This is a genomic window from Vibrio sp. E150_011, assembly GCF_053544015.1.
This window is the reverse complement of sequence record NZ_JBHFOL010000010.1, coordinates 113,747-126,402: the sequence shown is the minus strand read 5'-3', so window position 1 is coordinate 126,402 and position 12,656 is coordinate 113,747. Positions and strand designations below refer to the sequence as shown.

Annotated in this window: 10 protein-coding genes; 8 read left to right on the top strand and 2 right to left on the bottom strand. The window is 44.8% G+C overall.

Annotation, left to right across the window (positions count from 1 at the left end; genetic code table 11):
* Positions 1-74: 74 nt before the first annotated feature.
* From ACE1OE_RS15865 to ACE1OE_RS15845, 5 genes are all read left to right on the top strand, one after another.
* Positions 75-689, top strand: a complete 615-nt coding sequence (locus ACE1OE_RS15865; RefSeq protein ID WP_102471040.1) for a YfgM family protein — start codon at positions 75-77, stop codon at positions 687-689.
* An 11-nt stretch (positions 690-700) separates the two neighbouring features.
* Complete coding sequence (gene bamB, locus ACE1OE_RS15860; RefSeq protein ID WP_449211615.1) at positions 701-1,858, top strand: outer membrane protein assembly factor BamB; 1,158 nt, start codon at positions 701-703, stop codon at positions 1,856-1,858.
* Positions 1,859-2,028: 170 nt separating this feature from the next.
* Entirely contained in the window at positions 2,029-3,516 is a 1,488-nt protein-coding gene (der, locus tag ACE1OE_RS15855) for a ribosome biogenesis GTPase Der (protein WP_102471038.1), read from the top strand.
* Positions 3,517-3,582: 66 nt separating this feature from the next.
* Positions 3,583-4,446: an alanyl-tRNA editing protein gene (locus ACE1OE_RS15850; RefSeq protein WP_449211614.1), complete on the top strand. Its 864-nt coding sequence runs from the start codon at positions 3,583-3,585 to the stop codon at positions 4,444-4,446.
* Positions 4,447-4,743: 297 nt separating this feature from the next.
* Positions 4,744-4,983, top strand: a complete 240-nt coding sequence (locus ACE1OE_RS15845; protein WP_449211627.1) for a zinc ribbon domain-containing protein — start codon at positions 4,744-4,746, stop codon at positions 4,981-4,983.
* A gap of 89 nt (positions 4,984-5,072) precedes the next feature.
* Here ACE1OE_RS15845 and xseA read toward each other — a convergent pair whose 3' ends face one another.
* Positions 5,073-6,410 carry an exodeoxyribonuclease VII large subunit gene (gene xseA, locus ACE1OE_RS15840; protein ID WP_102471035.1) on the bottom strand — a complete coding sequence of 446 codons (1,338 nt, stop codon included), beginning with the start codon at positions 6,408-6,410 and terminating at the stop codon, positions 5,073-5,075.
* A 243-nt stretch (positions 6,411-6,653) separates the two neighbouring features.
* On the opposite strand from xseA, the gene guaB reads away from it, so the two are divergent.
* The 3 genes from guaB to ACE1OE_RS15825 all read left to right on the top strand — a co-directional run bounded on the left by guaB (position 6,654) and on the right by ACE1OE_RS15825 (position 10,682).
* Entirely contained in the window at positions 6,654-8,117 is a 1,464-nt protein-coding gene (guaB, locus tag ACE1OE_RS15835; protein ID WP_449211613.1) for an IMP dehydrogenase, read from the top strand.
* A gap of 116 nt (positions 8,118-8,233) precedes the next feature.
* The gene (gene guaA / locus ACE1OE_RS15830; protein WP_102471033.1) at positions 8,234-9,787 is read left to right on the top strand and encodes a glutamine-hydrolyzing GMP synthase; all 1,554 of its coding nucleotides are present in this window, start codon (positions 8,234-8,236) and stop codon (positions 9,785-9,787) included.
* A 292-nt stretch (positions 9,788-10,079) separates the two neighbouring features.
* On the top strand, positions 10,080-10,682 hold the full coding sequence (locus ACE1OE_RS15825; RefSeq protein WP_102471032.1) for an acetate uptake transporter: 603 nt from the start codon (positions 10,080-10,082) through the stop codon (positions 10,680-10,682).
* A gap of 180 nt (positions 10,683-10,862) precedes the next feature.
* On the opposite strand, the gene ACE1OE_RS15820 is transcribed toward ACE1OE_RS15825, so the two are convergent.
* A complete protein-coding gene (locus ACE1OE_RS15820) occupies positions 10,863-12,413 on the bottom strand; it encodes an alanine/glycine:cation symporter family protein (RefSeq protein WP_102471031.1) in 1,551 nt (516 codons plus the stop codon).
* Positions 12,414-12,656: the final 243 nt, after the last annotated feature.

Here is a 12,656-nt window from a genome sequence, read left to right as displayed (position 1 = left end):
ATGAATAAATAAGAGGCGTTTATAGCACGACCTCTTATTTGGACAGCGATGGCATTATTTTAAGAGGACAGGAAGTGGAACTCTACGATTCTGAAGAACAACAAGTAGAAGCGATCAAAGATTGGTGGCAAGAGAACGGCAAAGCGGTTGTATTAGGCGTTGTTGTTGGCTTAGGTGGCTTATTCGGCTGGCGTTACTATCAAGACTCAGCGGTTGAAGCTCAAGAAGCGGCTTCTGAGCAGTACACGAAAGTAATACAAGCTCTCGCAGCGCAAGGCGTGGATGCAAGTGACGACGTCCAAAGCTTTATCGATAGCAGTAAAACAACGGAATATTCAATTTTGGCTGCGTTGCAACTAGCAAAAGCTCAGGTTGAAGCCGGCAATCTTGATCAAGCCTTAGAGCAGTTACAGTGGGCTCAAAGTAATACGAAGGATGAGGCGGTTTCTCCGTTGGTCACGTACCGTATTGCGAGAATAATGGCGGAACAAGACAACGTTGATGGTGCAAGAGCTGAGTTGGATAAAGTCTCTGATGAAGCTTGGGCTGGTCGTGTCGCTGAGCTCCGTGGTGATATTGCTATTAAAGCCGGTGACCGTGACGCAGCTTATTCAGCGTATACAGAAGCACAGCAAGCACAAGATGCAAGTCAAGGGCTACAAATTAAACTGGACGATCTTGCTAAGTAAGGGCTTAACCGATGAATAGATTCGTTAAGAAAGTCCTACTTTCTATTTCGGTATTGGGCGTGTTGGTGGGGTGTTCTAGTGAAGAAGACACCATCATAATGGCACCATTACCGGTCGTTCAAAGTGAGTTTTCACCAACAACCGAATGGTCATCAAGCATTGGTGACGGTATTGGGCAGTTTTTTTCAAAACTGTCACCTGCGTATTCGTATGACAAGTTATTTGTCGCAAGTAGAGATGGTGTTGTCAAAGCGTATGATCCTGAGAATGGCAATACGTTATGGCAAATAGATCTCGAAGAAGATGACACGGCTCGCTTGTCTGGTGGCATCGCCGCAGCCTATCAAAAGATTTATATTGGTAGTGAAAATGGCGAAGTGATTGCTCTTGATGTAGAAACGGGTGAAGTCGCGTGGCGTGCAAAGGTTAATGGTGAGGTACTGGCTAAGCCCGTCGCTGATTCTAACCTGATCATGGTACATACCAGCCAAGGCTTATTAGTCGCGCTAGAACAAAGCACTGGAGAAGAACGTTGGGCTATCAGTACCGACGTTCCAAACCTAACATTGCGCGGAGATAGTTCACCCGCCACCGTCTCTGGTGGTGTATTTTGGGGAACGGCAAACGGGCGTCTAGCGGCAGCGATTATCGAGCGTGGCCAACTTATATGGCAACAGCCGGTAGGGACACCAAAAGGTGCAACTGAAATTGATCGCTTGGTCGATGTTGATGCATCACCGGTCATCCTAGGCGGTACCTTGTACACAATAGGGTTTAACGGACAGTTGATCTCTATTGATTTACGCTCAGGTAACCCAATTTGGAAACGTAATTACTCTTCAGCTACGGACATGGCGACAGACAACCGTAACCTTTACTTAGTTACCGACAACGATCATGTTGTTGCTGTTGATGCACGAAGCGGTACCGAGCTATGGGAAAATGATCTGTTAGAAAATAGACAACTTACAGCGCCAGTGATTGTTGATGGTTTCATCGTCGTGGGTGACAGCCTAGGTTATCTGCATTGGTTAGATCGTGAGACAGGGTATTTTGTCTCTCAGCAAATGACGAACGATAGTGGCTTGTCTGTTGGACCAACGATGGTCCCTGGCGGTTACATCATCGTGAATCGTGATGGTGAAATAAAGAAACTGACGATCAACTAAAAAATCGTGATATAATTCACATAAGGCTCCTTGCTGATTTCAGTTAGGAGCCGTTTTATTGCTGCGAAGCAAAAGGATCTTTTCGTACTCGGATAGATGGATAATGATGTGGTTATAGGAAAGCAAGATTTTACCTATAACCACATAACAAGATAAGTATAGAGGTTATTATGGTACCTGTTGTTGCCCTAGTTGGACGTCCAAACGTAGGTAAGTCGACCCTGTTTAACAGGCTAACTCGCACTCGTGATGCGTTGGTTGCAGATTTCCCTGGACTAACTCGAGACCGTAAATATGGTCAGGCGAAGCTAGGTGAGCATGAATTCATTGTGATCGATACTGGTGGTATCGATGGCACTGAAGAAGGTGTTGAAACAAAAATGGCAGAACAGTCATTAGCGGCAATTGATGAAGCTGATGTTGTATTGTTTATGGTTGATGGTCGTGCGGGTCTGACTGGATCAGATGAAGCTATCGCTCAGCATCTACGTAAAATTGATAAACCAGCCATTTTAGTAGTAAATAAAGTTGATGGTATAGACCCTGATACAGCCAGCGTAGAGTTTTGGAAGCTTGGTATGGAGTCTATGTACCAAATCGCAGCCGCTCATGGTCGTGGTGTCTCGGTGTTGATTGATCTAGCATTGAATCCTTTTGCAGAAGCGCTTGAACAAGCCAATGGTGAACTTGAAGATCTTACTGAGTTTGAAGATTCAGAAGAAGAGAAACTTGATTACACCGAAGAAGAAGCAGAAGAGGAATTCAAACGCCTGCAAGATCAACCAATCAAATTGGCAATCATTGGTCGCCCTAATGTTGGTAAGTCAACCTTGACTAACCGTATCCTAGGGGAAGAACGCGTCGTCGTTTATGATATGCCTGGGACCACGCGTGACTCTATATACATTCCAATGCAGCGTGATGAGCGTGAATACGTACTAATTGATACCGCAGGTGTTCGTCGTCGTCGACGCATCAATGAAACCGTAGAGAAGTTTTCAGTGGTAAAAACCCTGAAAGCCATCGAAGATGCCAACGTGGTTTTACTCGTTATTGATGCCCGTGAGAATATCTCAGATCAAGACCTGAACTTACTCGGTTTTGCGCTAAACTCTGGTCGCTCTATTGTGATTGCAGTAAACAAATGGGATGGACTTGCAAATGACGTTAAGGATGAGGTTAAAAAGCAATTAGACCGTCGCCTTGGCTTCGTTGATTTTGCTAGAATCCACTTCATTTCGGCTTTGCATGGAACGGGTGTTGGCCACTTGTTTGAATCTGTGCAAGAAGCTTATAAATCAGCGACGACACGAGTGGGTACCTCAGTTCTTACTCGTATCATGAAAATGGCAACTGACGATCACCAACCGCCGATGGTACGTGGACGTCGTGTTAAGCTAAAATACGCGCACGCGGGTGGCTATAACCCACCAATCGTTGTTATTCATGGCAACCAAGTAAAAGAGCTGCCAGATTCGTACAAACGTTTCTTAATGAATTACTATCGTCGCGCATTAGAAATAATGGGCACGCCGATTCGAATTCAGTTCCAGAACAGCGAAAACCCGTTCGAAGGAAAAACGAATAAGATGACCCTTTCGCAAGAGCGTAAACATAAACGCTTGATGACGATGATGAAAGGTCGTACGAAGAAATAAACAATAGCAATAATAGAAACGCCCGCTGATTATCAGTGGGCTTTTTTTTGGTTTGAAGGAATGAAAATGATCACAGCGACAAAAACCTATTTTTGCCATGAACTCGATTCAATGGAAACCTTTGTACAACTCAGCGTTAATCATTCAACACATACCGACATTGTGGTTGAAAATACGCCTTTCCATCCCGTCAGCCATATTTGGCCCGATCACCCAGCTGATATAGGGTGGGTAACCATTAAAGGAGAGTGCTACCAGGTCTTTGATTGCCTGGTTGGCGCGGTAGAGCTAGCGACGACTACCCTTTATGTTGGAAAAGAAATCCCAGTTAAGAGAGATACAGAGGGTTGGCTGTTCGTTGTTGTACACCGTGTAAAAGAAAAGCTTGAGCTGTTCTCAGACCAAACGATCAGTCTTAAAGTGGACCGTGACTATCAATTAAGCTTAAGCCGTGGTCACAGCGCTGGGCACATCGCATCATTGGCACTCAATAAAGTCTTAGCGAATCAATATTGGCGTAAAGTTGCTGACCGCACGGATGGATTGGGTCATTACGATTTTAACAGCTACGCACAAGAAAAAAGCGAGGTGTTTCCTGAGCGCTGTGTCGACCTGTATCGCCTTGGTAAGACCTTAAAGAAACGCGGTCTTAATACCGCTGATGTGTTGGCGGACTTAGTTCAGATTGAATCTGAGGTCAATGCCGTGTTACAGCATTGGCTTGCCAAACCGACATCAATTCGAATGAGATTAGAGGGCCCCTATTTGACCAGTTCACGCTACTGGGAATGGGAAATGAGTGATGCGGTGGTTGTTATGCCTTGCGGGGGGACACATGTTTCATCTACCGCAGAGTTATCCCAAGTCAGTATTGAGCTCCAAATGATAGAATCTACGTATATACAGATGCATACCTATGTAAATCGATAATAGCCAAGATGATCTTTTTATTAAATTCTTAAATGCTGTATCTTTCAATGCTTGAGTAGAGTTTTATTTTGCGCAAAGTCCAAATGCAGGATATGTAACTTATGCTTTCGGTGTGTGGTTATATAAATGTTCTTTTAGGAGCAGATCGCTGATCAAGATAGCTTTTGCATAGGATCGCGATAAGATCATCAAAACCAGAAGTAAGCTCAACACGTCGATACTGCTGCTTTCTGTTTCTATTATGTGGCTGATACGAGATAATGCAACGAAGAAATTGGTATTAGGGGATCCATCGTGATACAGCAAAATAACCACTGTCCCAAGTGTGAATCTGAATTGGGGTGGGATGGACAATATTATTGCTCATCGTGCAATGAGCATTTTAGTAAGGTAGGTTTTTGTCCTGATTGCGAAGAGGTGCTAGAAAAGCTGCAGGCTTGTGGGTCTGCGAGTTATTTTTGCCCGACGTGTAATGAACTGAAATCTAAGTCCAGAGTCGTCGTTGAATTCCAACCTATTCCAGTGAGCCCAAAATAAGCAGTGAGCTCAAAATAAGCGGTGGACCTAGAATATATTGGTAGTGCAATCAATAGTTATCACGCTCTTGATTGCACGAATGAACCGAATCAAACCGGTCGAATTTTTGTCACGGTTGCTTCGATGACACCTTTTTCTACTTGGGTTGTCATCGAGTCACCCACTTCTATTTGGTTTACCGCGGTAATGACTCGGCCTTTACCATCTTGGGTAATGGAATAGCCACGCTTTAGAGTGGCAAGTGGACTAACAGTATCGAGTTTTTCCACAGCAACTGTAAATTGGTGGCGTAGCTGCGTTAGTTGGCGGTCCATAGCCTGCTTTAAGCGCTGCTCAGATTGCTGCATTTGAAACTGTTGTTGCTGCAGTTTTTTTACCGGCGAGCATAGCGTCAGGCGATGTTCTTTTGCTTTCATCCGCATGGTTTCTTGCGATAGACGCTGACGCATTGCTGCACTTAATCGGTACTCCGCCTCGTCAAGCAATTGATTTTGGCGTTGGAGTTGGTGCTTTGGATGATGAGTATTTAGGGCTTGGATCTTTATCTGTAAGTGCTGTTTTTTCTCAGCGAGGTAGACCCTTAATAAGTGGTGTAGCTGTTGTTGCTTAGTGAGCAAGGATTCTCTTTTATGAGAGGTGTCATTACTGACGAGCTCCGCTGCGGCACTTGGAGTGGGTGCGCGTACATCGGCTACATAGTCAGCGATAGTGACATCAACTTCGTGTCCTACTGCGCTAATAATTGGAATTTGGCTGGCTGCCATCGTACGAGCGACGATCTCATGATTGAAGCTCCATAGATCCTCAAGAGAACCACCACCACGACCTACGATGAGAACATCACACTCATTGCGAGTATTCGCTCGTCCTATTGCCTGAGCAATGTCTATCGCTGCGTTATCACCCTGTACCATGGTTGGATAAACGATGACAGGTAAGCTTGGATCTCGACGTTTCAAAACATCTAAAATGTCATAGAGGGCGGCGCCCGTTTTTGACGTGATAACACCTACACATTTAGGGTGTGCGGGTAATGTTTTTTTCAACGACTGTGCGAATAAACCTTCTGCTGCGAGCGACATCTTGAGCTTTTCAAACTCTTGTTGAAGTCGACCATCCCCTTCAGGCTGCATAGATTCGATGATCAGCTGATAATCGCCACGAGGTTCATACAATGATAGCCGAGCTTTAACTAGTACCTGGTTGCCATTCATAGGTTTGAATGCCACGTGTCGGTTATTGCCTTTGAACATGGCACATTTCACTTGAGCGCGAGCGTCTTTTAAAGTGAGATACCAGTGGCCAGAAACCGGCGCAGAAAAGTTGGAAATTTCGCCAATCAACCAGACTATTCCCATTTCGTTTTCAAGCAGTAAGCGGACTTCTGCATTGAGGCGAGAAACGGTAAAAATGTTCTGGTTTTGCACAGAGGAATTCGATACGGAACGTGGAGAAAGGGACACAGCTAATCTCTAAGACGTGAGTATGGAAATTAGCGACAACATAATACATATCAAGCCTTAAAATGCAAATAAAAAGTATAAAAATGAGTAGCCAACCGATTACGTGCAGCGTATAATCCCACCGCAATATCTAGCCCAAACCCCTTATTATGCGAAACGATAAGGGAGGGTTAATTCCTTAAACTCCTCTGTTGTGAGATATTGCAAATGCTAAGAATTGCCAAAGAAGCGCTGACGTTCGATGACGTATTACTCGTACCAGCACACTCCACCGTTCTCCCGAATACCGCCGATCTTCGCACTCGGTTGACCAAGAATATCGATCTAAATATTCCGATGATTTCAGCGTCTATGGACACTGTAACTGAAGCTCGCCTAGCGATTGCGCTAGCGCAAGAAGGTGGCATTGGCTTTATTCATAAAAACATGTCTATCGAACAACAAGCTGAGCAAGTTCGCCTTGTTAAAATCTTCGAAGCAGGCGTGGTCACTAATCCTGTTACGGTTCGCCCTGATGAGACAATTGCTGACGTTAAAGCACTGACTGAAAAACATGGTTTTGCAGGCTTCCCTGTTGTCACTGAAACGAACGAACTCGTGGGTATTATCACGGGTCGTGATGTTCGTTTTGTTACTGACCTCAACAAGAAAGTTGAATTGGTTATGACACCGAAATCGCGTCTTGCTTCAATTAAAGAAGGGGCATCACGTGAATCTGTTCAAGAAGAGATGCATCGAGCACGTGTAGAGAAAGTATTGGTCGTCAATGATGAATTTCAATTGACCGGTATGATCACAGCAAAAGATTTCCATAAAGCAGAGCGTAAGCCTAATGCATGTAAAGATGCACAAGGCCGTTTGCGTGTTGGTGCAGCAGTAGGTGCGGGTGCTGGCAATGAAGAGCGCGTCAAAGCGTTGGTTGAAGCGGGCGTTGACGTACTGCTTATCGATTCCTCTCACGGTCACTCTGAAGGTGTGTTACAGCGCATTCGTGATACACGTGCATTGTATCCAAATCTAGAAATAATTGGCGGCAACGTTGCAACAGCAGCGGGCGCTCAGGCATTGATTGATGCTGGTGTTAGTGCTGTTAAAGTGGGTATCGGCCCTGGCTCTATCTGTACGACTCGTATCGTAACGGGCGTTGGTGTTCCACAAGTGACCGCTATTGCTGACGCGGCTTCTGTTGCCAATGAGCACAACATCCCAGTGATTGCTGATGGCGGCATTCGCTTCTCTGGCGATATCTGTAAAGCTATCGTTGCTGGCGCATCTTGTGTCATGGTGGGCTCTATGTTCGCAGGAACAGAAGAAGCGCCGGGTGAAGTCATTCTTTACCAAGGTCGCTCATACAAATCTTACCGTGGTATGGGATCGTTGGGCGCCATGTCTCAAGGCTCATCGGATCGTTATTTCCAAACAGATAATGCGGCCGATAAGCTCGTACCTGAGGGTATTGAAGGTCGTATCGCTTATAAAGGTCGTCTTAAAGAGATCGTTCACCAGCAGATGGGCGGTCTACGCTCAAGCATGGGCTTAACAGGTTCTGCCACAATTGAAGATATGCGTACGAAAGCAGAGTTTGTCCGTATCTCTGGTGCTGGCCTGAACGAATCACACGTACACGATGTTCAGATTACAAAAGAAGCTCCGAATTACCGCTTAGGTTAATTCGACGTTGGTAAGAATCATTCTTACGTAAACGTTTGCTTTTTTCCTTGAAGCATTGATGTGAGGCGAGTAAACTCGCCTCCGTTCTCAACACTTAGCTTATAAGATTGCCCAAAATGACGAAAAATATTCATGACCAACGAATTCTTATCCTAGATTTCGGTTCTCAATATACTCAACTGGTCGCTCGCCGTATTCGTGAAATCGGTGTGTACTGTGAGCTTTGGAGCTGGGATGTAGAAGAAGCGGATATCCGCGAATTTAACCCAGACGGGATCATTCTTTCTGGTGGCCCTGAAAGCGTTACGGAAGCAAATTCGCCACGTGCACCACAATACGTTTTTGACTCAGGTGTGCCTGTTTTTGGTATCTGCTACGGAATGCAGACCATGGCTGAGCAATTAGGCGGTAAAGTTGCCGGCTCTGATGAGCGTGAATTTGGTTACGCGGCCGTTCAAGTTACCGGTGAATCTGCGCTGTTCAAAGACCTTGAGGCAACTCAAGATGTTTGGATGAGCCACGGTGATAAAGTGGTCGAGATTCCTGCTGATTTCGTTAAAGTCGCTCAAACGGATACTTGCCCTTATGCGGCAATGGCCAATGAAGACAAAAAATACTACGGTGTTCAGTTTCACCCAGAAGTAACACACACGAAAAATGGCATGCAAATGCTAGAGAACTTTGTGCTTGGAGCTTGTGGTTGTGAGCGCCTATGGACATCTGAATCTATTATTGAAGATGCTGTCGCGCGTATTAAAGAACAAGTCGGCGATGATGAGGTCATTCTTGGCCTGTCGGGTGGTGTTGATTCATCAGTTGTAGCAATGCTTGCTCACCGCGCCATTGGCGATAAATTGACGTGTGTGTTTGTTGATAACGGCCTACTTCGATTAAACGAAGGCGAGCAAGTTATGGAGATGTTTGGTGACAAATTTGGCCTAAACATTATCCATGTTAAAGCGGAAGACCGCTTCTTGGCTGCACTGGAAGGCGAAAGCGATCCAGAAGCTAAGCGTAAGATCATTGGCCACGTATTTGTTGATATCTTTGATGAAGAATCAAAGAAACTCTCTAATGCAAAATGGTTAGCTCAAGGGACTATCTACCCAGATGTGATTGAATCAGCAGCCTCTAAAACAGGCAAAGCACATGTGATTAAATCGCACCATAACGTAGGTGGTCTCCCTGACGATATGGAAATGGGTCTGGTAGAGCCATTACGTGAACTGTTTAAAGATGAAGTGCGTAAGATTGGTCTAGAGCTTGGGCTGCCTTACAACATGCTTTATCGTCACCCGTTCCCAGGTCCAGGCCTTGGTGTACGTGTTCTTGGTGAGATCAAGAAAGAGTACTGTGACTTGCTACGTCGTGCGGATGCGATCTTCATTGAAGAATTACACGCAGCAGACCTATATAACAAAGTTTCTCAAGCATTTACGGTTTTCTTACCAGTACGCTCTGTGGGTGTCATGGGTGACGGCCGTAAATATGACTGGGTTGTTTCGTTACGTGCGGTTGAAACCATTGATTTTATGACGGCGCATTGGGCTCACTTACCATATGATTTCTTAGGTAAGGTATCCAATCGAATCATTAACGAAGTGGGTGGCATCTCTCGCGTGGTTTATGATATTTCAGGTAAACCACCTGCAACGATTGAATGGGAATAACCATTTAGCTGTTGACGCTTTAAAATAAAAAAACCGACCTAGAGTCGGTTTTTTTATTTCTGCTTTTGACCCGTCCTAAATAAGGTTGTTACTTTTAATCAATATGCCGACTTCTCTGTTAGAGCCGTTTTTGCGAGCGAGTGTCACCTGTCATCTAAACGTATGCATTGTTTTTTATATGATCGATTTATCAATCTAAGATTGCAGATAAGAGATCTGCTGCTTATCACAAAAATAGATTAAAATTTTCATGTAAATTTTATTACTTAATTTGAAATCAGGGCTCTTTTACATGTCGAACAAACTCGCAAACCCAGCGCCGTTAGGCCTAATGGGTTTTGGTATGACTACCATCCTTTTGAATATCCACAATGCAGGTTTCTTTCCTATTGATTCAATGATTCTAGCTATGGGGATTTTTTATGGCGGTCTAAGCCAAGTGCTAGTGGGTATGATGTGCTTTAAGCGCGGTGATACATTTGGTACAACGGCCTTCACGTCTTATGGCCTCTTTTGGTTGTCGCTTGTCGGCATTATCGTTATGCCATATATGGGCCTACCAGCAAGCCCTGCGAGCTTTATGGGTTGGTACCTGCTGTTATGGGGTATTTTCACTGGTTTCATGTTTATTGGCTCATTATGCTACCCAGTTGCGAAGCAAGTCGTGTTTGGTTCTCTAACCATCTTGTTCTTCCTTCTAGCCGCTCGTGATTTCACGGGTAGTGAATTGATCGGTACTATTGCCGGCTTTGAAGGTATTTTCTGTGGAGCGAGTGCGATTTACTTTGCTATGGCTCAGGTCATCAACAACGAATATGGTCGTACAGTGATGCCTATTGGTGATAAAAAACCAGCGGCAGCGCCAGTTCAAGCGACACAAGAAATTACCGCATAGATTTAAGTTTATTCATTTCGGAAACGATGAATAGCAAAAAAGGAGGGTAGCGAACGCTACCCTCCTTTTTTAATACATAAATGTTAGCCAATGGGTAAACGCAAACAATGTATCAGGAGCAATCTACTTGCCCTTGTGATTACGTTGCCATTGTACTCCCGCTTACGATGGTGTCCCTACTCACAACTGTGTTTGAGTATTAGGGGTGGCTGTGCTTTCTGTTTCTTTGCTTGCCGTTTCCCCTGTGCGTCTTTTGTATTTTCCTTCCCAATAATGAGCGCCTTTAATACCCAACGCTACAGGGTTAAACGTATAATCTTTAACGCCTTTCTTCTGTTGGGCTTCGTAGTCTTTAAGTGCAAGAATAGCGGGTTTGCCCATAAAGAAGATGATGACGAGACCGACGATGTTAAGCCAAGCCATCAAGCCAACACCGATATCACCCATTGCCCAAGCTAAGTTGGCCGTTTTTACGGTACCGTAGAACACCGATGCCATAATCACGAGTTTCAATATAAACATCAGTCCACTGACCTTAAAGGTACGACGAATGTAGGCAATATTGGTTTCAGCGATATAGTAGTAAGCCAGAATTGTCGTGAAAGCGAAAAAGAACAGCGCAAAAGCGATGAACGGTTTTCCTACACCTGGCATGGTGCTTTCAATCGCAAGTTGTGTAAAGGCTGGTCCATTTGCTCCGATATTTGCCGCAAGGTTTTGAACAAGGAAGGCTTCGTCACCGCCGCCGTGTACATTGTAAGCACCAGTAATCAAAATCATAAATGCCGTTGCTGAACAGACAAGCAAGGTATCAATGTAGATAGAGAATGATTGCACAAGGCCTTGCTGGGCTGGATGGTCTACGTTTGCCGCAGCCGCCGCGTGTGGACCTGTACCTTGACCGGCTTCGTTAGAATAAACCCCACGCTTTACACCCCAACCAATGGCCGCGCCAAAACCAGCCATAGGAGTAAAGGCATCACCGATAATTAATCCTACAATGCGCGGTACCTCACCAATGTTGAGTAAGATGATCACGAAAGCAATAATTATGTAAGCGAGCGCCATAAATGGCACGACAACTTGTGTGAAATTGGCAATACGTTTAACACCACCAAAGATGATGAAACCTAAGATAATTGAAACAACGGTACCGGTGAAAATTTTTGCAAAACTAAAGGTGCCGATAGCCGTTTCAATCATAGGGCCAGTGCCAAATGCGGTTTCTACTGCGTTACCAATACTGTTAGATTGGACGCCTGGAAGAAGCACACCACAAGCAAATATCGTGGCAATGGCGAAAATCCATGCATACCATTTTTGCCCCATTGCTTTCTCGATGTAGTAGGCAGGGCCTCCTCGAAATTGTCCTTCGTCTTCTTCTTTATAAATTTGAGCTAATGTCGATTCAATGTACGCGGTCGCAGCGCCAAAGAAAGCCACGACCCACATCCAGAATACGGCACCAGGACCACCAAAACCGATGGCAGCGGCGACGCCAGCGATATTACCTGTACCGACTCGGCCTGATAATGAAACGGCGAGTGCCTGAAATGATGAAATGCCTTTTTCAGAACTTTTTCCTGACAGTAACAATCGCCACATCTCAAAGAAATGGCGGATTTGAACGAAGCGAGTTAGCACTGAATAAAACAGGCCGGCACCAAGACATAAATAAATAAGAGCGGGGCTCCAGATAACCCCGTTCAATAGATCAACAAATGATTGCATAGTTCTTCCCTGTAAAGCTCGGGTAAATATCCATTCATCGACGGCTATAAGCGTAAGATGATGGGTATTTTTGTTGTGAATTAGAGTCCCTCAATCGTCCTTGCTTGTACGAAAAGCATGAGAAAATCTAAGTGCGAGTGTTTAATTTTATAAAGCAAGCGAGGCCATCCTAACCAATTGTGACCGCGTTGTTAACTGGAGATGTAAAATTTATGTTAACCCGTGACGGTTAGCACAAAATTT